Origin of the sequence: Streptomyces sp. NRRL F-2664 (assembly GCF_000719345.1) — a bacterium.
Lineage (GTDB): Bacteria > Actinomycetota > Actinomycetes > Streptomycetales > Streptomycetaceae > Streptomyces.
This window is the reverse complement of sequence record NZ_JOFX01000011.1, coordinates 38,267-64,395: the sequence shown is the minus strand read 5'-3', so window position 1 is coordinate 64,395 and position 26,129 is coordinate 38,267. Positions and strand designations below refer to the sequence as shown.

The 26,129-nt window shown below is 76.3% G+C and carries 19 protein-coding genes; 13 read left to right on the top strand and 6 right to left on the bottom strand.

The window, feature by feature from the left end; genetic code table 11:
* Nucleotides 1-30: 30 nt before the first annotated feature.
* From IF89_RS0113290 to IF89_RS0113265, 6 genes are read left to right on the top strand one after another with little or no spacing between them, the layout of a single operon-like run.
* Nucleotides 31-333: an acyl carrier protein gene (locus IF89_RS0113290; RefSeq protein ID WP_030766016.1), complete on the top strand. Its 303-nt coding sequence runs from the start codon at nt 31-33 to the stop codon at nt 331-333.
* Nucleotides 333-3,287 carry a type I polyketide synthase gene (locus tag IF89_RS0113285; protein ID WP_030766015.1) on the top strand — a complete coding sequence of 985 codons (2,955 nt, stop codon included), beginning with the start codon at nt 333-335 and terminating at the stop codon, nt 3,285-3,287. Before IF89_RS0113290 ends, IF89_RS0113285 begins: the two co-directional genes overlap by 1 nt.
* Nucleotides 3,284-4,324 carry a 3-oxoacyl-ACP synthase III family protein gene (locus IF89_RS0113280; protein WP_030766014.1) on the top strand — a complete coding sequence of 347 codons (1,041 nt, stop codon included), beginning with the start codon at nt 3,284-3,286 and terminating at the stop codon, nt 4,322-4,324. The genes IF89_RS0113285 and IF89_RS0113280 overlap by 4 nt, the downstream gene beginning before the upstream one ends.
* 7 nt (nt 4,325-4,331) lie before the next feature.
* On the top strand, nt 4,332-6,224 hold the full coding sequence (locus IF89_RS0113275) for an HAD-IIIC family phosphatase (protein WP_030766010.1): 1,893 nt from the start codon (nt 4,332-4,334) through the stop codon (nt 6,222-6,224).
* The gene (locus tag IF89_RS0113270; protein WP_030766007.1) at nt 6,211-6,447 is read left to right on the top strand and encodes a phosphopantetheine-binding protein; all 237 of its coding nucleotides are present in this window, start codon (nt 6,211-6,213) and stop codon (nt 6,445-6,447) included. Before IF89_RS0113275 ends, IF89_RS0113270 begins: the two co-directional genes overlap by 14 nt.
* Entirely contained in the window at nt 6,444-7,313 is an 870-nt protein-coding gene (locus IF89_RS0113265; protein ID WP_030766004.1) for a 4'-phosphopantetheinyl transferase family protein, read from the top strand. Before IF89_RS0113270 ends, IF89_RS0113265 begins: the two co-directional genes overlap by 4 nt.
* Here IF89_RS0113265 and IF89_RS0113260 read toward each other — a convergent pair.
* Complete coding sequence (locus tag IF89_RS0113260; RefSeq protein WP_030766001.1) at nt 7,310-8,341, bottom strand: LuxR C-terminal-related transcriptional regulator; 1,032 nt, start codon at nt 8,339-8,341, stop codon at nt 7,310-7,312. The genes IF89_RS0113265 and IF89_RS0113260 overlap by 4 nt on opposite strands.
* Before the next feature lie 250 nt (nt 8,342-8,591).
* Here IF89_RS0113260 and IF89_RS49035 point away from each other — a divergent pair, with 250 nt between their 5' ends.
* Complete coding sequence (locus IF89_RS49035) at nt 8,592-8,714, top strand: hypothetical protein (RefSeq protein WP_267882097.1); 123 nt, start codon at nt 8,592-8,594, stop codon at nt 8,712-8,714.
* Nucleotides 8,715-8,735: 21 nt separating this feature from the next.
* Here IF89_RS49035 and IF89_RS0113250 read toward each other — a convergent pair whose 3' ends face one another.
* Nucleotides 8,736-9,464, bottom strand: coding sequence for a 4'-phosphopantetheinyl transferase family protein (locus IF89_RS0113250; protein ID WP_030765998.1), 729 nt, complete (start codon nt 9,462-9,464; stop codon nt 8,736-8,738).
* Between the two features lie 310 nt (nt 9,465-9,774).
* Between IF89_RS0113250 and IF89_RS0113245 the strand changes: the two genes are divergently transcribed.
* The 3 genes from IF89_RS0113245 (at nt 9,775) to IF89_RS0113235 (ending at nt 14,726) form a co-directional block, all read left to right on the top strand.
* Nucleotides 9,775-10,602 (top strand): metallophosphoesterase family protein, encoded by an 828-nt coding sequence (locus IF89_RS0113245; protein WP_030765995.1) that lies wholly within the window; start codon nt 9,775-9,777, stop codon nt 10,600-10,602.
* Nucleotides 10,603-10,772: 170 nt separating this feature from the next.
* Nucleotides 10,773-13,520 (top strand): helix-turn-helix transcriptional regulator, encoded by a 2,748-nt coding sequence (locus IF89_RS0113240; protein WP_078628276.1) that lies wholly within the window; start codon nt 10,773-10,775, stop codon nt 13,518-13,520.
* A gap of 258 nt (nt 13,521-13,778) precedes the next feature.
* Nucleotides 13,779-14,726 (top strand): polyprenyl synthetase family protein, encoded by a 948-nt coding sequence (locus IF89_RS0113235; RefSeq protein WP_234327750.1) that lies wholly within the window; start codon nt 13,779-13,781, stop codon nt 14,724-14,726.
* A 70-nt stretch (nt 14,727-14,796) separates the two neighbouring features.
* On the opposite strand, the gene IF89_RS0113230 is transcribed toward IF89_RS0113235, so the two are convergent.
* The 4 genes from IF89_RS0113230 to IF89_RS0113215 are packed head-to-tail and all read right to left on the bottom strand — an operon-like array spanning nt 14,797 to nt 22,530.
* Nucleotides 14,797-16,542 carry an AMP-binding protein gene (locus IF89_RS0113230; RefSeq protein WP_051807041.1) on the bottom strand — a complete coding sequence of 582 codons (1,746 nt, stop codon included), beginning with the start codon at nt 16,540-16,542 and terminating at the stop codon, nt 14,797-14,799.
* Entirely contained in the window at nt 16,533-18,806 is a 2,274-nt protein-coding gene (locus IF89_RS0113225) for an ATP-binding protein (RefSeq protein WP_234327749.1), read from the bottom strand. Before IF89_RS0113225 ends, IF89_RS0113230 begins: the two co-directional genes overlap by 10 nt.
* Nucleotides 18,803-21,520, bottom strand: coding sequence for an AfsR/SARP family transcriptional regulator (locus IF89_RS0113220; RefSeq protein WP_063831289.1), 2,718 nt, complete (start codon nt 21,518-21,520; stop codon nt 18,803-18,805). The genes IF89_RS0113225 and IF89_RS0113220 overlap by 4 nt, the downstream gene beginning before the upstream one ends.
* A gap of 5 nt (nt 21,521-21,525) precedes the next feature.
* Entirely contained in the window at nt 21,526-22,530 is a 1,005-nt protein-coding gene (locus IF89_RS0113215) for an AfsA-related hotdog domain-containing protein (RefSeq protein ID WP_030765979.1), read from the bottom strand.
* Nucleotides 22,531-22,878: 348 nt separating this feature from the next.
* On the opposite strand from IF89_RS0113215, the gene IF89_RS0113210 reads away from it, so the two are divergent.
* From IF89_RS0113210 to IF89_RS0113200, 3 genes are all read left to right on the top strand, one after another.
* Nucleotides 22,879-24,240 (top strand): MFS transporter, encoded by a 1,362-nt coding sequence (locus tag IF89_RS0113210; RefSeq protein WP_030765975.1) that lies wholly within the window; start codon nt 22,879-22,881, stop codon nt 24,238-24,240.
* 89 nt (nt 24,241-24,329) lie between these two features.
* The gene (locus IF89_RS0113205) at nt 24,330-25,277 is read left to right on the top strand and encodes an AIR synthase-related protein (RefSeq protein WP_030765972.1); all 948 of its coding nucleotides are present in this window, start codon (nt 24,330-24,332) and stop codon (nt 25,275-25,277) included.
* Nucleotides 25,278-25,523: 246 nt separating this feature from the next.
* Entirely contained in the window at nt 25,524-26,123 is a 600-nt protein-coding gene (locus IF89_RS0113200) for an acyltransferase (protein ID WP_030765969.1), read from the top strand.
* Nucleotides 26,124-26,129: the final 6 nt, after the last annotated feature.

Sequence of the window (26,129 nt, the reverse complement as noted above, 5' to 3'; positions counted from 1 at the left end):
ATGCGCCGTACGCACCGAAGGAGCCCCACGATGACCGTTCACACCGGCCGGCACGCCGCCGCCGACGGCGTGCTGCCGCACGAGTGGCTGTACGCCCGGCTGTCGCTGTACCTGCGGCGCGCACCGGAGACCATCGACCCCACCGTCCCCTTCGCCGAGTACGGCATGGACTCGGTGGCGGCGCTGAGCCTGTGCGGAGACCTGGAGGACGAGTTCGGCCTGGAGGTCGAACCGACGCTGCTGTGGGACCACCCCACCGTGGAGCGTCTCGCCGGCCACCTCGCCTCGGTGCTCCCCCCGGCCGGCCCGGCGGACGCACAGGACCGGCACTGATGGGGGACGTCGCCATCGTCGGGATCGACTGCGCGTTCCCCGGGGCGGGGGACACGCAGGCGTACTGGGACCTGCTCATGCGCGGCGGGCACGGCAGCGCCCCGGTCCCCGCGCAGCGCTGGGAGGCCGGGGACTTCCCCGCGGCCGGCGCCCGCGGCGGCTTCATCGACGACGCCGACGTCTTCGACAGCGACTTCTTCTCGCTCACCCCCCGCGAGGCCGCCGCCATGGACCCGCACCACCGGCTGCTGCTGCCCTGCGCCTGGCGGGCCCTGGAGGACTCGGGCCGGGCTCCCGGCGACCTCGCCGGCACCGAGACCGGGGTCTTCGTCGGCGTGATGGGCGGCGAATGGGGCCGCCTCACCATGAGCGACCCCGCCCGCGTCACCCCGCTGCTCGGCTCCGGCAGCAGCGCCGGCATGGCCGCCAACCGGATCTCCTACCACTTCGACTTCACCGGACCCAGCCTCGCCGTCGACACGGCCTGCTCCTCCTCGCTCGTCGCCGTCCACCTCGCCGCGGGCTCCCTGCTCGCCGAGGAGTGCGACACCGCCCTGGCCGGCGGCGTCAACGTCGTGCTCTCGCCCTCCCTGGGCACGGTCTACGCACAGCTCGGACTGGCCGCCGCCGACGGGCGCTGCAAACCCTTCAGCGCCGACGCCGACGGGATCGGCCGCAGCGACGGCGTCGGCCTGGTGGTGCTGCGCCGGCTGGCGGACGCCCTCGCGGACGGCCAGCGGATCTACGCCGTGCTGCGCGGCAGCGCCGTCAACCAGGACGGCCGCAGCAACGGAGTGATCGCCCCCAACCGGTGGTCGCAGCAGTGGGTACTGGCCGCCGCCTACCGGCGCGCCGGGGTCGCCCCCGACCGGGTCGCCTTCGTGGAGGCGCACGGCACCGGGACCGTACTGGGCGATGCCATCGAGTGCGCGGCGCTCGGTGCGGTGCACGGCGTGCCCCGCGACACCCCGTGCGCCATCGGCTCCGCCAAGGGCAACCTCGGCCACACCGAGGGCGCGGCCGGCATCGCCGGACTCATCAAGACCGCACTGGCCCTGCATCACCGCATCGTCCCCGCCAGCCTGTTCGCCGACCGGGAGAACCCGCAGCTGCGGCTCGGCGAGCGGGGCCTGCGGCTGCTGAAGTCGCCCATGCGGCTGCCGCGCGGCGAGAGCCTCGCCGGCGTCAGCAGCTTCGGCATGGGCGGGACGAACGCCCACGCGGTCCTCGGCTCGGCGCCACCGACCCCGCGGGCCCCCCGGCCACCGCGGACGCCCGGCGCGGCCGACGCCGTCGGCGTCTTCACCGTCAGCGCCGACACCCCCGAGGCCCTGCGCCGCAACCTCGCCGCGCAGGCCGACGCGGTCGCCGGCCGGCCGCGCGGCGGCGCGGCGGCCCTGTGCCGCAGCAGCAACCGCGTCAAGACCGGCCTCCCGCACCGCTTCGCGGCCGCCGTACGCGACACCGGCGAACTCGTCGCCGCGCTGCGCCGGGCGGCAGCGCCGACGGACCCGGCCGCCGAGCAGGGACGCCCCTGGGGCAGGCCCGTCGTGGCCTTCCTCTTCACCGGCCAGGGCAGCCAGTACCCCGGTATGACGGCGGCGCTGCACCGGGAATCGCCGCTCTACCGACGCCACCTCGCGGAGGCCGACGAGGCGCTCGCCCCGCACCTCGGCGTGTCCGTGCGCGACCTCATCCTCGGCGGCGACGAGCGGGTGCACCGGCCGCAGCTCGCCCAACCCGCCCTGTTCGCCGTCGGGTACGCCCTCGCCCGCACGCTCACCTCGCTCGGGGCCGTCCCGGCCGCCGTCCTCGGGCACAGCCTCGGCGAGTACGCCGCAGCCGTCACCGCCGGCGCCCTCGGCCTGGAGGAGGCCGCCCGGCTCGTCGTCCGCCGCGGCGCGCTGACCGCCGCGCTGCCCGCCGGCGGCGGCATGATCGCCACGGCCGCCCGTCCCGGGGAACTGGACGCCGTCCTTGCATCCGAACCGGGTACGGCCCTCGCGGCCCTCAACGGCCCTGCGGACACCGTCCTCTCCGGCCCCCTGGACGCCCTGCACCGGATCACGGAGCAGCTCACCGCCCGGGGCACGCGGGTCAGACCCCTGCCCGCCTCCCACGCCTTCCACTCGCCCCTGATGGCCCCCGCCGCCGCCGGCCTGCGCGGTGAGCCGGTGCGCCCCGTGCCGCCCGCCGTACCGCTCGCCTCGACCCGCTACGGCCGGATGCTGCGTCAGGACCTCATGGACGCCGGCTACTGGGCCGGCCAGATCGAGGAGCCGGTCCTCATGGACGCCGCCCTGGGAGCGCTCGTCGCCGACGTCACGCCCACCCACCTGATCGAGATCGGCCCGCGCGGCGTACTGCTGCAGATCGCCGCCCGGGGCGGGCACGCACCCGGCGCCGAGCGCCTCCACCCGGCCCCGGGCCCCGGCGCCGACGGCCGGGAACTCGCCGAGACGGTCGCCGCCCTGTACCGCGCCGGGCTCGACCCGCTGTGGGAGGAGCTCTACGCCCCCGAGCACCGCCGCACCGAGCCCCTCCTGCCGTACGTCTTCTCGTCGGCGCGGCGCTCCTGGGACCGGGAGCCCTGCCTGCCGCCGGCCGCCCGGCCGGCCGCCGGGACCGCCCCGGACACCCCGCAGCCCGCCGGCGGCGCCGCGGCGAGGGACCCCGGCGGGGACCGGCCCGACGGCGAGGACCCGGTGCTGCACGCGGTGGTGCGGGCCGTCGCCGAGGTCGGCGGCCACCCGGTGGAGCGCGTCGTGCGCGAGGCCCGCTTCTACGAGGACCTGGGATTCGACTCGGTGATGGTCATGCAGCTCAAGAACGAGGTGGAGGCCCGACTGCCCCGGGTGGGAGAGGTGTCCGTGCAGCAGATGCTGCCCGCGCTGCGCTCCGTCGGCGCGCTCGCCGACTTCCTCGCCGACGTGCTCATGGCGAGGCCCTCATGACCCGGCGCCCCGGTGCGGCGGAGGGCGCCACGGCGTACCTCGCCTCGATCGGCACGGCGCTGCCCGGCGACCCGGTGGACAACGCCGCGCTCGGCCGGCTCCTCGGCATCGGCGAGGACTGGATCGACCTCTTCGTCGGCACGCGGACCCGGCACTTCGGCTGGGACCCCGTCACCGGCGAGGTCCGGGGCACGCTCGCCGACCTGTGCGCCGAAGCCGGGGCGCGGGCCATGGACGCCGCCGGCCTCGGGCCCGCCGACGTCGAGTTCGTCGTCCTGGCGACCGCGACGCCCGACACGCTGCTGCCGACCACGGCGAGCGAGGTCGCCGACCGGCTCGGCCTCGACCACCTGCCGGTCTACCAGATCCAGGCCGGCTGCTCCGGCGCCGTGCAGGCCCTCGACCTCGGCCGCAGCCTGCTCCTCGGGGGCCGGCGGGCCGGGCTGGTCCTCGGCGGGGACGTCACCCACCGGTTCCTGGCGCCGCGCCCGGACACCGCCCGGATGCCCACGGAGGAACTGGTCAACCACGTGCTGTTCGGGGACGGGGCCGGCGCCGCCGTCCTCACGGACGAGCCCGAGGGCGAGCGGATCGCCCTGCGCTCCGTCCTCAACTCCTGGGCCGGACGCGGCCGTCCACCCGGGCAGCTCCTCGACTGGTACGGCACCACCGACCGGGACTCGCCGCGCCGGATGCTGGCCGAGGACTACAAGGCCATCGAGGAACACGTCCCCGCGATCGCCGCGGAGATCCTCTGGGAGCTGCTCGGCGGGCTCGGCTGGGACCTCCACGACATCGCCTTCCTGCTGCCGCCCCAGCTGTCCGAGCGGATGACCGCCCGCATCGTCGAGCGGCTGCCGGCCGGCTCCGCCCGCGAGGTCTCCTGCATCGCCGAGACCGGGAACACCGGCAACGCCCTGCCCTTCCTCCAGATCGACCGGCTGCTCCCGCAGTGCGCCGCCGGCGACCGGGCGCTGGCGCTGTGCGTGGAGTCCAGCCGCTGGATCAGGGCCGGCCTGGCCCTGGAGAAGGTGTGAGGCGTCGATGACGAACGGACCCGAGACCCTGCGCACCCTGCGCGAGCGGGGCCTGCTGGAGCAGGCCTACGACCGTGTGCCGGTACTGCTCGCCGAGGAGGACGCGCCCGACGCCGCCGCGGCCGGCCGGCTGCTCGCCCGCCTCGACCACGCCGCCGTACTGGACCACCACCCGCACACCCCCGTGGTGACGGTGGCCGTCACCGGCCAGTCCACCGTGGGGCACCTCGTCGACCCGCTCCGGGGCGAACTGGCCCGGCACGGGATGCTGCTGCGCCCCGTGCTCGGCGAACACGGCACCTACCTGCGCGACCTCACCGACCCGGGCGGCGAACTGCGCAGGGCCGCACCGGAGATCACGCTCTGCCTGCTGGACGCCGAGACCCTGTGCTCCCAGGTGCCCGCGGTGTGGCGGCCCGAGGACGTCGAGCGTGCGGGGCAGGAGGCACTGGAGTGGTGCGCCGCCCTCGCGGCCGAGGTCCCCGGCACCCTCGTGCTGAACACCGTCCCGCTGCCCCGGTCCTTCAGCCACCAGCTCGTCGACCACCGCTCCAGGGCCCGCCTGGGAGCGGTGTGGCGGGAGTTCAACGCCCGGCTGCTGCGGCTGACCGAGTCCGCCACCCGGCTGGTGGTGATCGACCTGGAGCCGCTGGTCGGCGAGGGCGGGCCGGTCACCGACCCGCGCCTGGCCCGTCACGCCAAGGTCCAGCTCGGCGCCGGAATCCTCGCGGCGTACGCCCGGGAGGTCGGGCACCTGGTGAGAGCCCTGCGCGGCAGGGTCCGCAAGTGCCTCGTACTCGACCTCGACGACACCCTGTGGGACGGGGTGCTCGGCGAGGACGGGCCCGACGGCATCGCGGCGGCCGGCACCCTGCGCGGGGAGGCGTTCGGCGCCTTCCAGCGGTGCGTCGGACAGCTCGCCTCCCAGGGCGTGCTCCTCGCCGTCAGCAGCAAGAACGACGAGGGCCCCGTGTGGGAGGCACTTGCCTCCCACCCCGACCTCCTCCTGCGCGAGGCCGACTTCGCCGCGGTCCGCGCCGACTGGCGCCCCAAGGACCGCAACCTGGCCGACATCGCCCGCGCTCTGGACCTGGCGCCCGACGCCCTGGTCTTCGCCGACGACTCACCGGCGGAGCGCGCCCTGGTGCGGCACGGCCTCCCCGGCGTCGCCGTCGTCGCCCTCGACGGGGAGCCGGCGCTGCACGTGCCGCGCCTCCTCGCCGACGGCTGGTTCGACGCCCTGCGGCTCACCGAGGAGGACCGTGCCCGGCCCGGCGCGTACCGCAGGCGGCGCGAGCACCGTGCGCTGCGGGCGGGTTCGGGCTCGTACGAGGAGTTCCTGCGGGCCCTGGAGGTGACCGTCGGGCTCGGCCCGCCCCGCCGCCACGAATTCGCCCGCGTGTCCCAATTGACCCTGCGCACCAACCAGTTCAACCTGACCGGCGGAGGCTGTGCGGAGGACGAGCTGGCCCTGTGGGCGGCCGCGCCGGGGCGGCTCCTGCTCGTTGCGCGCAGCGCGGACCGGTTCGGGGACAACGGACTGGTCGGTGCGGTGCTCGGGACGATCACCGAGGGGGTGCTCCGACTGGACGGCATGTGGCTCAGCTGCCGGGTGCTCGGCCGCGGCGTGGAGCACGCCTGCCTCGCCCTGCTCCTGGCCCGGGCGCGCGAGCTCGGACTGTCCGGGGTGAGCGCCCGGTACGTGCCCACCGCCCGCAACCACCGGGCCCGGGACTTCTACCCGTCCTGCGGGTTCACCCGGGCGGCGGCGGAGGCGGGCGGTGCCTGCGCCGACGGGGCGGCGGTGTTCCACCACGACCTGGCGCGGCTGCCGGAGGTCCCCGCGCACGTACGCGTGAGCGAAACCCCGGGAGGAGGGCGGGCCGATGGGCCTCGGTAGCCTCGACGTGTTCCTGCGGACGGTCCGTGACGACCTCGCACTGGACCTGGCGCTCCCCGACGGCGCGGACACGGCGCTCACGGACCTGCCCGGCTGGGACTCGCTGAACCTGCTCCGCCTGGTGGCGCTCCTGGAGGAGTCCGGCCACCGGGTACCGGTACACCGCCTGCTGGAGGCGCGCAGTCTCCGGGAGGTCCACACCCTCGTGAAGGAGTACGGATGACCGCCCCCGGCAGCCCCTCGCTCGGCCCGCCGCTCGGTGAGCCCGTCGCCGTGGTACCGGGAGGCGATTCGTGGGACCGGGTACGGGACGACCTGGCCGCCCACGGGACCGCCCTGGTCTATGCGTGGCTGAGGGACCTGCAGCCGGTCGTGCCCTCCGGCGACGGGCTGCGCGAGCTGCTCGGCCGTGACTGGACGCGCTACCTCGACCTGACGCACGCCGATGTCCGGGGCCGCTACATCGCCTCCCGGATGCTCCTCAAACACGCGGCGGGCGCGGTCCTCGACAGCGACCCCGCCGACCTGGAACTGGCCTACGGGCCGACCGGGCGCCCCTACCTGCGCGGCTGCGACCAGATCGACATCAGCCTCAGCCACACCGACGACCTGCTGCTCGTGGGCCTGACGACCTGCGGGCTGATCGGGGTGGACGCGGAGCGGGCCGACCGCGAGATGCACGGCAGCGGACTGGGCCGGCACATCTGTACGCCGTACGAGTCGGTGCTGCTGTCGGGGATGCCGGAACGGCAGCGCAACGACGCCCTGGTGCGGCTGTGGACGCTCAAGGAGGCCTACAGCAAGGCGATCGGGCAGGGCATGCAGTTCCGGTTCACCGAGTTCGGCTTCGGCCCGGACGGCCGGGCCGTGCGGGTCCTGCGTCCCGACGGCACCGCCGGGACGGGGGACGAGTGGATCTTCCGTACCTTCCCGGTCGCCGACCGCTACGTGGTGAGCGCGGCGGTGTACGACGCGGGCTTCGGCCGCCTCCAGGACGCCCACGTCACCACCATGCTCGACCAGGACTGCGTGGACGCCATCACGGAGGCGCTCGACGGGGAACCGGACACCCCCCGGGCCGCGCCCTAGGAGGGCGCCGGGCCCCCGGCGAGCATCTCCTGCCGAGCGGCGTTGTAGCCGGCCTGGAAGCGGCTGGTGGCCTCCAGCTCCTCGGTGATCTCGGCGATGTGGCGGCGGCAGGTGCGCACGGACATGCCGAGCCGCCGCGCGACCATCTCGTCCTTGTAGCCCTTGGTCATCAGGCGGATGATCGACCACTTCAGCTCGTCGGAGGAGGCGGGGGAGCGCTGGGACTCCACCATGTAGGGGCTCGCCCCGTCCCACAGGTACTCGAAGACCGAGCAGAGGAAGGCCACCAGGGTGGGCTCGCGCACGATCGCCGCACCGGGGGTGCGGTCGCCCGCGGACCGTTCCGGCAGGAAGGCGACCTCCCGGTCGTAGATGATCAGCCGGTCGATGACCTCGTCGGCGGTGCGGATCTCCGCACCCTGCTCGCTGACCTCGCGCACATAGCTGCGGGTCGGCAGGTCGTTGCGGGCGGTGTGCTGGTAGATGGTCCGGATCCGGACCCCGCGCGAGAGGGTCGTCAGCGCGGACTCCCGGGCCTGGGCCAGCGCGTAGGCGGGGCGCGCGCCGCCCGGCTGGACGGTCAGCATCTCGCTCTGGCAGCTCTGGGTGAGGTGGTTGAGCATCGACTGGATCCGGGAGACGTCGGTGATGACGTCGAACGCCTCCAGCCGGTTGCGGACCCGGCGGCCCTCGAAGTACAGGGGGGTGAGGGACAGCAGCTTCGCCCGGACGTCCGTGACCGCCTGCTGGAGGTCCCGTATGTGCCGCTCGGCGGGTGCGACCAGGGACGCGGCCGCGACGTCGGGCGTGACGGGGGTCAGTTCGCAGGGGTTGCCCGGCATCGCCTGTAACAGGCGGACCCCGCTCAGCACCTGCTCGACGCGGGCGATCTCCTCGGCCGACAGCGACAGCTGTGCGGCGATCCGTTCCCGTTCGAAGCGGCCGTACTCGACGGCGAGGCCGTATGCCGCAGCACTGACGTCGTCCAGCTCGGCGAACCCCGAATCCGAGCCCTCCCCAGTAAACATGTCAGCCCCCGCTGATTGGTGTAATTGCTGCCACGTAACTTTACGCCAACGTACCGCCCTTGGCGGGATTGATCGAGAGCCAGCACTCTGTTCCCATCAACCGAGCCGCTGAGCCGGAAGTGGCCGGCGGTTCGGGTGAGTAGATCTCGATCTTCGACTGGGGGAAGTCGTGAGAACAGTTTCCGTTAAGGTCTTCTCGATTTGCTTGACTGCGGTGGCGGGTGTGGTAATGGCGGTGGGGGTTCAGCTCATGTCGGGACCGGTCGTGTCCGGCGCTTCCGCCGAGTCCTCCGTCACCGCCCGCCTGGCCGACACCGACAGCGGTACCGGTACTGGCGCCGGAGCCAAGCCCGAGGACGACCAGTGGACGTGATCTGAGGTCGCCTCCCGCGGTTCACGAAGCGCTCCCCGCACGGCAGATGCGGGGAGCGCTTCCGCGTACCGGAGCGCCGACGGCGGCGAGCCGGTCGGCAGGCACCGCTATGGCGCTCAGCAGTACGCCCCGCTCCGCGGACCAGCGACCGTCGAACGCGGTCGGCCCGGCCGGGGAGAGGGTCCGGGGGTCCGGCAGCAGCCGGGCGTGGAAGGTCCCCCGCCCCGGGTCCACGCTCACCAGGGCGTCGGTGAAGTCGAGTTCCTGGCCCGTCAGGGGGAACCACGTCTTGTACACCGCCTCCTTGATGCTGAAGAGCAGCCGGTCCCAGGCCACACCGGGGGCGCTCCGCTCCAGCGCCGCGACCTGGTCCAGCTCCCGGGGCAGGGCGATCGAGCCGAGCACCCCGTCCGGCATGGGGGCGTTGGGTTCCGCGTCCACCCCGACGGAGGCGAACTCGGCGGCGCGGGCGAGGGCCGCGCCCCGGAAGCCGGCGCAGTGGGTCATCGACCCGACGACCGACGGCGCCCACTGCGGGACACCGCGCCGGCCCGGCACCACGGGGGCCGGGGGCAGCCCCAGCTCTCCCATGGCACGGCGGGCGCACCACCTGACGGTGCCGAACTCCAGACGCCGCTTGGGTACGGCGTTGCGGACGAGGTGCTCCTCCTCCGGGTAGAGGAAGACGTCGGCGGGGTCGGTGGTGGCTTCGGCGGTCGCGACGTTCGCGGGCAGGAGCTTCGTGAGCACGGTGTTCCCTCGGGTCGCTGTTCCGGTCGGACGACTCCCACGGTCACGCCGCCGCGCCCGTCCGGCCAGCGTCGAAGGCGCAGGTCAACCGGACGCACCCGGCCACGGGGCGGTTTCCTCCCAGACCGCTGCCATCCGCCGGCCCGCCGGCCCGCCGCCTGCCCGTCCGCAGGCAGTCGGCCGCCCCGGCATTGCCATCCCCCTGCCATGCGCCCGCACAGGGGTTCGGTGAGCCCAATTGAGGGGCGGATAAGGGGTGTTCGGGAACGCGCCGGTCGGGCACACTCGCGGAATGCCGCACGGAAACCTCATGGGTATCAGCGACCTCCATGTCGGATTCCCGGAGAACCGCCGGATCGTCGAGGACCTCTATCCCGACAGTCCCGCCGACTGGCTCATCGTGGCCGGCGACGTGAGCGAGTCGCTCGACGATCTCCGGTGGGTGCTCGACCTCCTCACCCGGCGGTACGCCACCGTGGTGTGGGCGCCGGGGAACCACGAACTGTGGACCGTCCGGGACGACCCCGAGCCCCTGCGCGGGGAGGCCCGCTACCGGCGGCTCGTCGAGATCTGCCGCTCCTTCGGCGTCCACACGCCCGAGGACCCCTATCCCGTCTGGACGGGCCCGGGCGGCCCCCTCGTCGTGGCTCCGCTGTTCCTGCTGTACGACTACAGCTTCCGCACGCCCACCGCCGCCACCAGGGAACAGGCCCTGGAACAGGCCTACGAGGCCGGGGTGGTCTGCTCCGACGAGTTCATGCTGCACCCCGACCCCTACGCCTCCCGCCAGGCCTGGTGCCGGGCCCGGGTCGCCGCCACCGAGCAGCGGCTGGCCGCGTGCGGACCCGACCTGCGCACGGTCCTCGTCAACCACTTCCCGCTGGTCCGTGCCCCGACGGACGTCCTGCGCCACCCCGAGTTCGCGCAGTGGTGCGGTACCGGGCTCACCGCCGACTGGCACCTCCGCTTCCGGGCCGCCGCCGTCGTCTACGGCCACCTGCACATCCCGCGCACCACCTGGTACGACGGCGTGCGCTTCGAGGAGGTCTCCGTCGGCTATCCCCGCGAGTGGCAGCGGCCCGGCCACCCGCGGAATATCCCCCGCCGGATCTTCCCCGCCGCCGGCCGCGGGGATTGATGCCAGGCAACTTCCGGACACCCCCCGGGTGCGGATCCGGCCCCTAGACTGACCGGGAATTCTTGCTCGTTCCACGCTCGAACACCCGAGTCCGGTATTCGTGGTCGTTTTTCGCCTGCCGAATCCTCGAATACTGCGTATATCCGGAACGGGGATCCTGGGGGATTTTCATGCTGCCGTTCCGCCGTGCCGAGGAAATGTCCTCATGGAAAGCGCTGCTCGACGGCTGCGCCGAAGGAAAGGGCGGACTGCTCCTCGTCGAAGGGGCGGTCGGCTGCGGAAAGAGCGAATTCCTGGAAGCGGCCGCCGCCCACGCCGAGGACCGCGGCGCCCTCGTCCTGCGGGCCGCCGGCTCCGCCGCCGGCCGCGGCCGCCGGCTGGAGGTCCTGCGCCGGCTCGCCGCCGACGCACCGGGCGGAGCACTGCCGCTGCCCCAGCCGGCGGACGATGCCGAAGGCCCCCTGGTCCTGCGGGACTTCACCGTCGCCGTCCGCGCACTGAGCACCACCGCACCCGTCGTGGTCTGCGTGGACGACCTCCACCACGTCGACGCTCCCTCCGGCCGCCACCTGCTCCACCTCGCGGGCGAGACCCGCCGCGCCCCCGTCCTGCTGGCCCTGGCGGCCTCGCCGCACGAACCCGACACCGACCCGCACCTGCGCACCGAGCTGCTGCGCCTGCCCCACTTCGTCCGCCTGCGCCTCGGGCGGCTCACCCAGGACGCCGTCCGCACCCTGCTGCCCGACCGCACCGGGGCGGAGGCCGCCCTGCTGCACGAGGCCAGCGGCGGCAACCCGCTGCTGCTGCGGGCCCTGCTCCAGGACCCAGGAGCCCGGCCGGGCGACGCCTACGCCCAGGCCGTCCTCACCTGCCTGCACCGCTGCGGACCCGCCACCGCCCACCTCGGTGCGGCGCTCGCCGTACTGGACGGGCCGCCCGCGCCCGCACACCTCGCGCGGCTGAGCGGAGCCGACGAGAGCACCGTCGTACGCGCCCTCGCCGCCCTGGAGGACGCCGGGCTGCTCGCCGCCGACGGCCCGCCCGGCCCCCGCGCGCAGGACGGACGGGCCGGAGGGGGCGGGCAGCAGGGACTGCGCCACCCGGCCGCCCGGGCCGCCGTACTGGACCGGCTGGCACCGGCCGCCCGGTCGGCCCTGCACACCGAGGCCGCCCAGCTGGCGCGCGCCTCGGGCGCACCCGACACCGAGGTCGCCGGCCACCTCCTCGCCGCCCGCGACATCCGCCCCGAGTGGTCCCTTGCCGTGCTGCGCGCGGCCGCCGAGCAGCACCTTGCGCAGGGCGATCCCGACCGGGCCACGGCCCTCCTGCGGCTCGCCCACGAGGCCTGCCCGGACGAAGCAACCCGCGCCGAGGTGGACATCAGGCTCGGTGTCGTCCTGGCCCGCACCGACCCGGCGGCCGCCGAGCAGCACCTCGCGGCCCCGCTGGCCGCCGCGGCCGCCGGCCGGCTCGGACCGCCGGCCCTCGCCCCCCTGGCCAGGGCACTGGCCGCCCAGGGCCGCATTGACGAGTCCGCCGACGTACTGGAACGACTCGCCGCCGACGACTCCCGGCCCGACGGCACCCGCCACGGCCGCCTCCCCGCCGGCGACCCGCTGGACGGCCTGTCGGCGTTCCCGCGGTGGGCCGCCGGCCACCGCGGCACCCCGACGGAGTCCGCCGGGAACCCCGCCGTCGGGGCGGCCGGTACCGCCGGCCATCCGGCGGCCCTGTGGGCGCTCCCCGCCGAGGCGGAGGAGGCCTGCGCCGCCCGTTCGGCGGAGCTGTTCCTGCGGGGCGCCGCGCTCGCCGAGGGCACCGTCGAAGCGGTGGCGCAGGCGCTGCGCACCCTGCTCCACCTGGACGGCGCGGGCCGGGCCCTGCCCTGGTGCGAGGAGTTCGCCCGGCAGGCGGCCCGGCGCGGCGCCCCCGGCTGGCTGGCCGTCTTCGCGGGCCTCGCCGCCGAGGCCCGGCTGCGCCTCGGCGACCTGACGGGCGCGGTGGAAACGGCCCGGGGGGCTCTGCGCGCGGCACCGGCCCGCGGTACGAGCGCCCAGCTCGGCGCGGTGGCCGGCACCCTGGCCCGGGCCCTGACCGCGTCGGGCCGGCTGGACGAGGCGGCGGCCGTCCTGGCCCGGCCCGTCCCGACGGGGACCGCCGCCGGGGTGCACGTCCTGGCACACCTGCGCGCCAGGGGCCACCACGCCCTGGCGACGAACCGCTTCCACGCCGCCCTGGGCGACTTCCTGGACATCGGCCGGCACTCCCGGCGCTGGGGCCTGGACCGCCCCAGGGTGCTGCCCTGGCGCACCGACGCCGCCGAGGCCCTGCTCCGGCTGGGGGAGACCCGACAGGCGGAGCGCTTCCTCGCCGACCAGCTCACCACCCGCGACGCCGCCGATCCGTGGGTGCGCGGCACCTCCCTGCGGCTGCGCGCGGCCCTGCGCGAGCCCCGGGAACGCCAGGCGGTGCTGGCCAGGGCCGTCGACGAACTCCAGCGCTCGGGGGACGCGTACGAACTGGCGCGCGCCATGGCCGACTTCGGGCAGGCGCTGCGCGAGGCGGGAGAACCGGCCCGGGCCGCCCTGGTCCAGCGCAAGGCCTGGCACCTCGCGAAGAACTGCGGAGCGGACGCCCTGCGCGAGCGGATCCTCCCCGGCCACACCGAGTGCCCCCCCGGCGAACGCGGCGGCGCCCAGGGCCCGGACGCCGCCCTGGTGGCGAGCCTCAGCGAGTCGGAACGGCGGGTGGCGCTGCTGGCCGTGCACGGCCACACCAACCGGGAGATCGCCGGGAAGCTCTACATCACCGTGAGCACCGTCGAACAGCACCTCACCCGGGTCTACCGCAAGCTGAACATCCCCGGCCGGCAGTCCCTGCCGGTCGACCTCGACCCGTCCGCCACGGCGGCCCCCTAGGGACGCGTCTTCCGGATCGGGCCGGGCCCCGTGGGCCGGCATGATCCGAACGACACGCCCCAGGGTCGCCGAGCACGCCGCGGCCGGTCCGTGGCAAGGCCATGGCAAGTCCGGTGTGCCGGCCCCCGCCCTGGCAGGAGCCTGGCAGGGGCGGGGCCGTCGCACCCCCGGTTGCCGCCCGGGACCGGCGAACGGGTGGCTTCCGCGCGCTCCGTCCGGGAAAGTCGGTCATGAGCCGTAGCCCGCAGGGAGGGCACCATGACCAGAACACACGACCAGCCGTGGCGCACCGCGCCGCCCGGAGAGGTCCGCGACGCCATGCTCGACCGGGTCGAGGAGGAGCTCGCACGGCTCCTCGCGCGGGAGCACCGCAGCCGGCGCACCGCCGATCCGCGCAGCGCCGTCCTGGTGATGGGCCTGGCCGAACTGGTCCAGGCGGGCGGCGAACGGGCCCGCCCCGCCCTGTGCGTCACCGGCTACCTCGCCGCCGGCGGCGACCCGGACGCCGGGGACGCGCCGGCGGCCGCCGCCGCCCTCGAACTCCTCGACACCTGCTGGGTGATCCGCGCCGACGTGCGCGACAACGCACCGCTGCGCCGCGGCATCCCGACCCTGCACATCAGCCATGCCGCCGAGCACGAGCGCAACGGCTGGCGCGGCGAGCCGCGCCGGTTCGGCGAGGGCACCGCCGTGCTCGCGGGGGACCTCGCCCTCGCCTACGCGGACCGGCTGGCCTGCCAACTGCCGGCGCAGGCCCGCCTGGTGTGGGACGACCTGCGGATCGAGCGCGCGTTGGGCGCCCACATGGAGGCCGCCGCGGCCACCGAGTACCTCGACGACGCCTGGCCCGGCCAGTGCCTCGACGGCTGCGCCACCGGCTGCGGGGCGGGCTGGTACGGGCTGCGGCACGCGCTGCTGATCGGCGCCGCGCTCGCGGGCCGCGACGACGTCCGCGAGGCCTACGAGGAGTACGCCCGGGCCCTGCACGCCGCCTGGCGCATCCGCGGGTTCCTCGGCGGCGGCCCGGGCTTCGACGGCGACGCCCAGTTCCTGCGCGACGTGTTCTTCGACGCCGGCGCGCGGGACCGGGCCGAGGAGACGATCGCCGCGCTCGTGGTGCGCGCCGACCGGGCCGTGGCCGGCGCGCGGATCGCCCCCGGCTGGCGCGAGGAACTCGGCGCCCTCGCCCGGGAGATCGCCGGCTGACCCTGTCCCGTCGTCCAGGACAACCCGGACCCGTCCCCGCCCCGGGTCCGCCGGTACCGGGGCGCCGGGGTCAGGCGGGGGCGGGCCGGGGGCCGCCCGGCCGCAGCCTGGCCAGCCAGCTCCGCAGGGCCTCCCGGCGCAGTCGGCCCCCCTCGTCGCGCGGCAGCGCGCCGACGATCTCCAGCCGGGTGGGGAGGAACGCCTCCGCGACGCCGAGGGACACCAGGTGCTCGCGCAGTGCGACCGGACCCGGCGGCCGGTCCACCGCGTCCGGCACCACGACGGCGCACGGCAACTCCCCGTGTTCCGGGTCGGTGTAGGCCACCACGGCCGCCTCCCGCACCCTCGGGTGGGCCAACAACGCCTCCTCGACCTCCGCGACCGGCACCATGAAGATGGCACCGGTCCGCGTACCGGCCCTGGCGAGGACCCGTATCCCGCCGTGCCGGTCGGCCACCGCCAGGTCGCCGGTGTCCAGCCAGCCGTCCCCGTGCTCCCAGGTCGCCACCGGGGCCGCAGTGCCGTGCCGCCAGGTGGCCAGGCAGACCGACGGACCGCGGACCTCCAGCGCCGAGCCCGCGGGACCGGCCGACACCTCCAGCCCGGCCAGCGGACGGGCCCCGCCGCCGTCCGCGTCGGCGGAGAGCGCGCCCAGACCCAGTTCCGGCGCCCCCCACACGGACTGCACCGGTACGGCGAACACCTCCCGCAGCTCCGCGGCGAGCGGCTCCGGCGTACTGGTGCGGCCCCCCGACAGCACCCGCCGCAGCCGCCGCACCGGCCGCGGCCGGCGGCGCTGGGCCGCCACCAGCTCGGCCAGGTAGGCCGGCTCGGCGTAGACCTGGTCCACCCCCGCGGACGCCATCAGGTCCAGGCACCGGTCCGGGTCCCACACGTCCTGGCAGACCCCGGTCCCGCCGACGGCGAGCGGCCAGTACACGGTGTGGATCAAGGACGCCAGCGAGGTGAGCGGCAGGGTGCTGAGGAAGACCCCGCCGGGCCGCCGTCCGGACGCGTCCGACGCGCTCTGCGTGGAGACGTTGGCGTACAGGGTGTTGGGGGAGTGCAGCACCGAGGTGTAGGCGTCCCGCAGCCCCATGACGCTGATCAGCAGCGCGGGCCGGTCGGCCCGCCCGTCCTGCGGCCGGCCCGGCGGGCGTGCCCCGCCGCGTTCGTGCGCCGTCCGCAGGAAGTACGTGGTGAAGTCCACGGCCCCGGTCGCCGCCGCGTCACCCAGGACGACCCGGTGGCGCAGCCACGGCAGCCGGCCGGCCAGGTCCGCCAGGGCCGCTGCGTGCGGGAAGCCCTCCCAGGCGTCGGGCACCACGCAGACCCGGGCCCGCGTGGCGTCCAGGATCCGGTGCAGCCCGTGGGCCCGTACGGTCGGCAGCACGGGCACCGCGACCGCGCCCGCCCGCAGGCAGGCCAGGGTGAGCGCCGCGGTCTCCCACCGGTTCGGCAGCTGGAAGGCGACCGGATCTCCCGGTACCACGCCGAGCGACGACAGTGCGGCGGCGAACCGGTCCACGTAGGCGGCGAGCTGGGCGTACGTGACGGTGATCGGGGGACTTCCGGCGGGCCGGTGGGCCCGCTCGGACACGATCGCCGGGCGCTGCGGCGCGCGGGCGGCCGTCCGGTGCAGGTCGTCCAGGAAGGTCTCCGCGCGCCACCAGCCGGCGGCGCGGAACCGCTGCGCGACCTCGGCGGGCGGCGCCACGTCCAGCGGCCGGGCGGGCCTGCGCCCGGTGCGCCCCGCGGTGCGGGCGGCCGGGCCCGCCCGGGGCGTCGGGACGGGCCCCGTCCCCGTCAGGCCCATCGGCCCACCGCCCCCGCCACCTGCACCCGGGACGAGCACCCCAGGCGTCGCATGACCTGCCGGACGTGGTTGACCACCGTCCATTCGGAGATGCCCAGCCTGGCCGCTATCTGGCGGTTCGTCATGCCCTCGGACACCAGCAGCGCCACCTGGACCTGGCGTGGCGTCAGTGACTGGTCCTCGGGCGCGGGGCCGGCCGAGGGGCGGCGGGCGGGCACGGGCGCCGACAGGGCCTCCGCCACCGCCGCGGCCGCGGGCATCCGCACGCCCTCCGCCCACGCCACCGCGAAGTCCGTCCAGTCCAGGCGTGCGCTCAGATCCGTGCGGGCCCGCTCCGCCGCCGAGCGCCACTCGTCCGGCACCGCGGCTCCCGTCCCGGCGCGCAGGGCGTCCGCCGCCGCCAGCAGCCGCACCGTACGCGGCCGCTGAGCCGGCGCGGTGCGCATCAGCAGCAGCGCGAACTCCTCCAACACGGCCGGGAGTTCGGTCCGCTCACCGACGGATCCGTACAGCCGCAGGGCCTCCCGCAGCGCACCGTCGGCCCGGGCCGGATCGTCGCCGTCCAGGGCGAGCGCCGCCTCCCGGCGCAGGGCGCCCGCCAGACCCCGCGCGTCCCGGCTGCGCCGCAGCGACTCCACGGCCCGGTCCAACAGCTCCCCGGCCCGCCGCCGGTCGCCCTCGGCGCGCAGTACGCCGGCCAGCGAGGCGGCCGCTCCTGCGGCGCCGCCGGTGACTCCCATCGCCTCCAGCGCACTGAGCGCACTCACCAGCACGGCCCGCGCCCCCGGGGGATCCCCGGCCTCCAGCAGGGCCGCGCCGAGGTGCGCGGAGACCAGCGCGTTCTGCCGGCGGTCGCCGACACCCCTGCCGAGAGCGAGCGCGTGCCGGTGGCGGCGCACCGCCTCCTGCGGATCACCCAGGGCGAGCGCGAAGACGCCGGACAGGTCGGCGAGCCGGGCCCGCACAGCATCGGGCAGCCCGGGACCGCCCTCCCCGTCGAACCCGTCGCACCACTGCAGGCCCTCCCGCAGCCGCCCCTGCACCAGCCAGGGCAGGCGGCAGCCGAGCAGGAGGGTCGCGGCCGCCTCCGCGTCGCCCCGCTCGTGCAGCCACCGCAGCGCCGCGGCCACATTGGCCCCCTCGGCGGCCAGCTCCCGCAGGAGGTGCTCCTGCCCGGTCCCGCGGAGCCCGCCCCGCGCCGAGGCCACCAGCGTCCGGTAGCGCTCGGCGTGCGCGTCCCGGGCGGCGTCCGCGCGCCCCGCCTCCGCGGCCGCGTCGCGCGCGAAGGAGCGCACGGGCTCGGAGACGGCCAGCCGCAGCTCCCCCTGCTCCTCACCCACCACGACGAGCAGGCCGCGGTCCATCAGCGTGTCGACGGCCGGTTCGGCCGACAGGCCCGCCGCCGCCAGGCCGAAGCCCGGCTCGTACACCGCGAGCCGCTCCAGCAGCACGCGGGCCGCCGCGTCCAGGCCGCGGCAGCTCCACTCCGCGAGCGCGGCGAGCGAGCGGTGCCGTTCGGGCGCGTTCGCCGGCCCGCCGGACAGGACGGTCGTACGGTCCCGCAGCCGTACCCGCAGCATGTGCGCAGGCAGCAGCCGCAGTCGGCGCGCGGCGAGCTCCACGGCCAGCGGCAGGCCGTCCAACAGGGTGCAGATCTCGGCGACGGCCCCGGCGTTCTCCAGGGTCAGCGCGAAGGCCGGGTCGACGTCCCGGGCCCGCCGTACGAACAACGCCACGGAGGGCACCTCCAGGAGCTCGTGCGGATCGGGGCCCGCCGAGGCGCCGACGGCCGCACCGCGCCCCGGGCCCGGGACCGGCAGCGGTGCCAGCGGCAGCAGCAGCTCCCCGTACACCCCGAGCGGTTCGACCGCGGTGGCCAGCACCACCACCCGCGGTTCACCGGCCAGCGCCTCCAGGGCGTCCGCCGCGCCCGGGCGGGCCCCGTGGTCGCAGCCGTCCAGCAGCACCAGCAACCGGCCGGGCGCCGCCTGCTGCTGCCCCGCTCCCGAGGCCAGCGCGGACAGGGCCGGCGCCGTGCCCGGCGCCCCGGCGTCGAGGACCGCCACCCGGCCGAACCCGGCGCCGACCTCCCGCACGACCTCCCGCGCCAGCCGGCTCTTGCCCACCCCGGCCCGCCCGGTCACCGTCACCAGCCGTACCAGCGGGTCCCGTAGCCGCTCCCGCAGCAGAGCCGCCTCCGACTCCCGGCCGACGAGCTCCGTCACCGGTCCGAGCGACGCAGGCAGGGTGCCCATCGTGCTCATGGTGCTCCTCTCACAGGGGTCGCGGGGGCCGGCCACGGCCCGCCGGGTCGCACGGGGACACCCGCCGGGTGGATGCGCCACAGGCCGGGGCCGATCTCCACCGCGCGCGACGCCGGGCCGGCGCCGGGCCGCACGGGCCGGCTCAGTGCCCGCAGCGAACGCAGCGCGTACACCTCCAGCCGCTGGTCGCGCAGGGCGCCCGCCAGCTCCAGGCACTCGCCGAACCATGCGCGGGCGCTCTCCCGTCCTTCCTGCGCCAGCGCCAGCAGCGCCCGTGCCCGGCTCGCCTCGTACCGGCCGCGCGCGCGGCCCGGCGCCGACAGCGCGGCCAGGGCGGGCTCCAGCAGGGCGGCGGCCTCCACCGATTCCCCGGCGTCCAGGCGCAGTTCAGCCAGGCCCACGAGCGCGCGGGCGGCCTCCTCCTCGTCGCCGGCCTGCCGGGCCAGGGCGAGGGCGCCCGAGAACAACTCCTGGGCCCGCTCCACCCGCCGGTACTGCCAGGCGAGTTCGCCCAGGCAGCGCCGCATCCGCGCCTGCGCGGGCAGGTCGCCACAGCGCACCGCCGCATCCAGCGCCGCCGCGTACACGGCCTCCCCGTCGTCGGGCACCCACCCGGCCAGGGCGTCCGTCAGCCGTACCGCCAGGGCCCACAGCCCCGCCCCGTAGGCGGTCCGGGCCAGGCGTACGAGCCCGCGGGCGGCGGCGTCCGAGACCCGGCCCGGCTCCGCGTCGGCGGCGTCCGCATACGCCCGGCACACGCGCTGGGCAGCGGCCCGGGCCACCTCGGGCGGGTCCTCCTGCGCCAGCCGCTCTCCCGACAGCAGCCGCAGCAGCTCGGGGAGGCGGCAGCCGTCGCGGTCCACGGCCAGCAGCCGTTCGTCCGCCAGCGACTCCAGGACCGCCGAGGCCCGCGCCTCGGTCAGGCCGAGGGCGGCCGCGGCCTGACCGGCTCCGAACCGGCCGGGCGGCAGCAGGGACAGCAGCCGGAACGCCCGCCGCAGCGGGTCCGGGCAGGCCGCGTAGGCGTCGAGGAGGCGGGCCCGGACGTCCACGTCGCCCGTGCGCAGCACGTCCAGACGGCCGTCCTCGTCGCGCAGCCGGTCCGCCAGGACGGCCGCCGTCCAGTGCGGGCGGGCCGCGAGCTGCGCCGCGGCGGTCCGCACGGCGAGCGGGAGCCGTCCGCACAGCTCGGCGATCTCGGCGACCGTGTCGGGTCCGAGGCCCTGCCCGGCGTCCAGCGCGGCCGCGACGCCGAGCATCCCCGTACGGGATTCCGCGCGTCCGGTGAACAGCCCGACGAGGCGCTGCGCCTCGTCGGCCCGCCACGGCCGGAGCAGCAGCGACTGCAGCCCGGGCAGCCCGGCGGGCACCCGGCGCGCCACGACCAGCACCACGGCGTCGCGCAGGGCGGGCAGCAGGGCGCGCACCTGGGTCTCCGAACCGACCCCGTCGAGGACCAGCAGCAGCCGGGGGGCGGGCGGAGCGCCGTCCGCGGCCGGGCCGGGTACGCAGTCCGCGCGCAGGAGCCCTTCCGGGACGGGCCCCGCGTCCGGAGCCGGTCCCGGGCCGGCGCCCTGCGCCAGGTCCAGGAGGAACCGTCCGTCGGGGAAGGCGTCCGCGACCCGGTGGGCGGCCTCGACGGCCAGTGCGGTCTTCCCGACGCCCGGCATCCCGGTCACGGCGACGAAGCCGCCGGGCGGCGCGCTGCGCAGCATGCGCTCCAGCCGGTCCAGCTCCTCGGTGCGGCCGGTGAAGCAGGGGTCGGCGGGGGGCAGCGAACCGGGCGCCGCGGGCCGGCGGGCGACGGCCGCCGTGCTGCCCGTGACAGCGGGGGTGGCGGTGGCGGGCGGCCGGTCCTGACCGGCGTCGCGGCCCGTCCCGGCCGGCGTGGCCGCCCTCGCCGTGCCCGTCGCGGCGGTGACTCCACCCCCGGTGCGCGCCAGCGCCGGGTCGCCCTCCAGGATGCGCCGGTGCAGCCGGCTCGACGCCGGGCCCGGCTCGATCCCGAGCTCCTCGGCCAGGGTCCGCCGCAGCGACGCGAACACCTGAAGGGCCTCGGCCTGCCGCCCGCACCGGTACAGCGCCACCATCAGGTGCGTGTGGAACTCCTCGTGCATCCGGTGCTCGGCCACCAACTCCTGCAGCTCGGCCATGAGTTCGCGGTGCAGTCCGAGGTGCAGCTCGGCCCGGATCCGCTCGTCGAGGGCGCCGGTGCGTGCCTCGGCCAGTCGTACGGCGGCACCTTCCAGCACCGGACCGTGCGGGGTGTCCGACAGCAGCGGACCCCGCCACAGTGCCAGCGCCCGCCGCTGCAGGTCGGCCGCGGCGGCGAAGTCGCGTGCCTGCAGGGCCTGGTGGCCGCGCCGGTACAGGTCCTCGAAGACCGGCGCGTCCACATCCTCGGCGGCGACCCGCAGCAGGTATCCGGGGCGCCGGGTGACCAGGGCCCCGCGGCCGTTCTCCGGGTCGGCGCTCTGCAGGGTCTTGCGCAGGTGGGACACGTACACCTGGAGGGTGGTTGTCGCGGTGCGCGGCGGCGCGTCCGGCCAGAGCTCGTCGATGAGGCTCTCCACCGAGACGACCTCGTTCGCGCGGATCAGGAGTGTGCCGAGGACGACCCGCAGCTTGGCGGCCTGCGGAGCGTACGAGGCCGGCCGGCCGCCGGCGGCCGCGGCGCCGGTGACCTCCAGCGGGCCCAGGATCCCGAAGCGCATCGTGCTCAGTGGTCCTGCACCACGGTGGTGCGGGCCTCGGCGACCGCGCGCCGCCGCTGGGTGAGGGTGAGGGTGACCGCCACGGACGGCCGTCCCTCGTCGTCGCGCCCCAGCGGGCCGGCCACCGCCGCGCAGCGCAGCGGCAGGTCGCGCTCCGCGGGCCCGCGGAAGTGGACCTGGCACGCGCCGAGCGTGCTGTGCGCGGGGCTGAGCCCGTGCGTGCGGCCCGCGGCGACCAGCGAGGTCTGGCGCAGCGCCTCCAGCAGGTGCAGCCCGGAGAATTGGCCGTCCGCGCCGGTGAAGACGGGGCTGACGGGGGTCGGGAGCAGCCAGGTGCTCAGCCGGCCCCGCGAGACGTCGGCCGGTTCGCTGATCACGATGTTCTCGGGCGCGTACCGGCCCGCCTCGGCGGAGACGGCCGGGCGCAGCGGACGGTCCGGCGCGTCGTCGATCTCCGGCGCGGCCTGCAGGGCCCGCCGGGAGTGCTCCACGTGCTTGCGGTACAGCTGTGGCATGAGGAAGACCAGGCCCGCCGCGCCCGTCGCGCACGGCCGGCCGTCGATGGTCACCTGGAGGTGGAAGTCGAGTCCGCGCGGCACCTCGGCGACCACGTTCGCGGGACGGGCCCGGATGTGGGTGGCCAGCGGCACGGGGCGGGGGCCGTCCCGGTCCGTGCGCCATGCCGAGAGGTCGGTCAGGTCGAGGGTGAACCGGTAGAACAGGCCGGGCCGGTCGTCCGGGACGCCGAAGTAGCGGTGTCCGACGAACTCGCCGATCTCGCGGACCGTCTCGGTCGCGATCTGCAGGTCGTGGAAGCGGCCCGGGCCGTCGTTGAAGAGCGGGTGGGTGACGGGAGTCGCGCCGACGAGGGTGAAGTTCTCCTCGCCCAGGCTGGGTGCGTCGAGGGCGTAGTACGCCCGCGAGGGCGGGCGGTGGATCAGGTGCTGGGTGCCCGCGGTCGCATGTCCATGGATGGTGGGGGGCGAGGCCGTGCCGTTGTCGACTGTCATGTCCCTCTCCTTCTCTGCAGCCATGGTGGGGCGGCTGCGGAGCGGGCAGCCAGCGGCAGCCGGTGTCAGGAAAGTGCATGGCAGGAACTCGTGCGGGCCGCAGGACCGGCCCGGGAGCGGCGGGGCTTTAGCGGGGCCCATGGCCCCCGCCGGAGTGTGGGTGCCGGAGAGCCACCCCGTGCAGCCGCCCTCATCGCCACAGAGCTGCACGGCACCGGCCAGGGCCCCGCCCCTCGGGACCACCCCCGCTCCCGGGCGCGGGGCCCTGGCACCCCCGACCACCCCGGCCGCCCCGCTCGACCGCTCCTGCATCCATCCGCCCTCCCCGATCCCGGAAGGGAGCCCCGCATGGCCACCACAGGGACCGCCCGCTCGCGGGCCGCCACGGCGCCGCCCGCACCCGGCCCCCCGGCCCGGCTGCGCTTCGGCTACGCCTCGGGGTCCCTGGTGACGGCGACCTTCACCACCCTCCCGGGCCTGCTGCTGCTCCCGTACCTCACCGACACCCTGGGGGTGGGCGCGGCCCTGGCGGGGATCATCGTCTTCCTGCCCAAGGCCTGGGACGCGCTGCTGAACCCGCTCGTCGGCCGCGCGAGCGACCGCACCCGCACCCGGTGGGGCAACCGCCGCCCCTACGTCCTGTGGGGCGGGCTCGCCATGGCCGCGGCGTTCGCCCTGACCTTCTCGGGTCCCCTGCCCGGCACCGCGGGCGCCTGGTTCACGGCCGCCGGGTACCTGCTCACCGCCACCGCCTTCGCCTTCTTCCAGGTGCCGTACGTGGCCATGCCCGCCGAACTCGCCGTCCGCGACGAGGACCGCACGCGCCTGGTCGGCGGACGGGTCACGGTGATCGGGATCGCCGCCCTGCTCACCGGAGCCGCCGCCCCCGCCCTGATCGACGCCGGGGGCGGCGGCCTCGCCGGGCACCGCTGGGTCGGTGCGTTCGGCGCCGTGGTCATCGCCGTCGGCGCCGTCTGGGTGTTCGCCGGCACCGGCGGCGCCGCCCCGGCGGGCACCGGCCGGGCCGTCCGCGTCCGGGCCGCCGGGAGCGGACCCGGCCTGCGCCGCCAGTTCGCCGCGGCCCGCGCCGACGCGGCCTTCCGGGCACTGCTGTGGTGCGCCGTCGTCCAGTCCGCCGCGACCGGTGTCCTGCTCGCGGGCGCCCCGTACTTCGCCGACCACGTCCTGGGGGGCTCCGCCGGGGTGGGCGCCCTCGTCGTCGCGTTCGTCGCCCCCAACCTGCTGACCCTCCCGCTCTGGTCGCGTCTGCGTGGACGCCGCGGCTACGCCCTCGCCTCCGCGCTGTTCGCCGCCGGCTGCCTGCTCCTGTGCGCGGCCCCCGTCCTGCCGACCGCAGGGGTGGTCGCCGTCATGGCCCTCACCGGGACCGGCCACGCGGGACAACTTCTGTTCCTGTACGCCCTGCTGGCGCGGCACATCGCCCGGACCGATCACCGCAGCGCGGGCGTCCTGTCCGGGCTGTTCACCACCGGGGAGGGGCTGGGGCTCGCCGCAGGCCCCTTCGTCTACGGCCTCGTGCTCCAGCTCTCCGGCTACGCCTCCTCCGCCACCGGCCGGGCCGCCGAGCAGACCGCGACGGCCGAACTGGGCGTGCTGGCCGGCTTCGCGGTCCTGCCGGCCCTCGCCACCGCGGCCGCCGTGGCACTGCTGCGCGGGTACGGTCGCCCGCCCGCCCCTACCGACCCCTGACCCGTCGCCGTACGGCTGACACGGGTAGGCGGGGGCCGTGGGGCGGCCGATGATGGGGCGATCACGAATCGGGCGCATCGGGGGGCGGCGTGACCTACGCACGGGGACGGCACGCCGCCCAGGTCGGTTTCGGGCCGGGCGTCCGCGCCCTGGTCGAGGAGGAACTCCTCCCGCACGGCGGCGGCGCGGTCGTGCGCACCGGGACCTACGTCGTCGATCCGCCCTTCTTCGGCAACGGCGACATCGGACGGGTGGCCGTCTGCGGAGCCGTCAACGAACTGGCCGCCACCGGCGCCGACCCCCGGTACATCGCCCTCGGCATCGTGGTGGAGGCCGGCCTCCCGCTGGAGCTGCTGCGCCGGCTGACGGCGTCGGTGCGCACCGCGGCCGCCGAGGCCGGGGTCGCCGTCGCCGCAGTCGACACGCAGGTCGTCCGCGCCGGCGAGGCGGACCGGGTCTTCGTCACCACGACCGCGTTCGGGGTGCGCGAGGGGCCCTCCCGGGAGGTCCATGCGGTCCAGCCGGGGGACCGCATCGTCGTGACCGGCCCGCTGGGCAGCCACGCCGCCCACCTGGTGTCCTTGCGCGACGGCCTGGGCTACGACCAGCACGTGCCCAGCGACTGCGCCCCCCTCGCCGGCCTGCTGCGGACGGTGGGCGCCGGGATCCGGCACGCCCGGACCGTGGCCGCGGGCGGCCTCGCGGAGGTGCTGCGCCGGACCGCCGCGGACCGGGGCCTGACCCTGCGCGTCGACGAGTCCGCCCTGCCCGTGCGCCACGGGGCCCGGGTGGTCCTCGCCGCGCGCGGCCTCGCCCCGCTGGACGCGGCGTGCGCCGGCTGCCTGTGCCTGTTCGTGCCGCCCGAACGCACCGGCCTGGTCCTGGCGGCGCTGCGCGCGCACCCCCACGGCCGCCGGGCGGCCGTCGTGGGCGAGGTCACGGCCGACCCCATGGGCCAGGTGGAGTTCCTCGCCCCGGACGGGGGCCTGCGCACCCGCACCGTCCCGGCCGGCTCCGTCCCCGAACGCCTCCTGTGATGCGCTCCCGGAGTCGTGCCCGCCTCCCCGGGAGCGGTGGATGAACAGTCGGTCGATCCCCGGGTACGGCGGCCCGCGGACGCCTATGCTCGGCGCGCACCGCCGTACACCCGCACACCGGAACGTCTGAACACCCGCACCTGCGTGCGCCCGGACGTCCATGCACCGGTGCGCCCGTGCACCGGCCCGCCGTGCCGTCGCACTGCCGTGCGACGCACGCCTGACGAACCGTAAGGGGACCGCGCCGTGAGTGTCCGCATCCAACCCTCCTCGCAGGTCGACGAGAGTGCCGAGCTCGGTGAGGGGACCACCGTCTGGGATCTGGCGCAGATACGGGAGGAGGCCAGGCTCGGGCGCGGCTGCATCGTGGGCCGCGGCGCGTACGTCGGGCCCGGTGTGCGCATCGGCGACCACGTCAAGCTGCAGAACCACGCGCTCGTGTACGAGCCGGCCGAGCTCGGCGACGGGGTGTTCATCGGCCCGGCCGCGGTCCTCACCAACGACTTCTACCCGCGCGCCGTCGACCCCGACGGCACGCTCAAGCGGGACGGCGACTGGGAGCCCGCCGGGGTCGTCGTGGCCGAGGGCGCCTCGCTCGGCGCCCGTGCGGTGTGCGTGGCCGGGGTCCGCGTCGGGCGCTGGGCCCTGGTCGCGGCCGGCGCGGTGGTCTCCAAGGACGTGCCGGACTTCGCGCTCGTGGCGGGTGTGCCGGCGCGCCGGATCGGATGGGTGGGCCGGGCCGGGGTACGCCTGGTCGAGCGCGAGGACGAGCCGGGCACCTGGGAGTGTCCGCGCACCGGGATGCTGCACGACGAGAAGGACGGCACGCTCGTCGAGCGCAACTGACGCAAG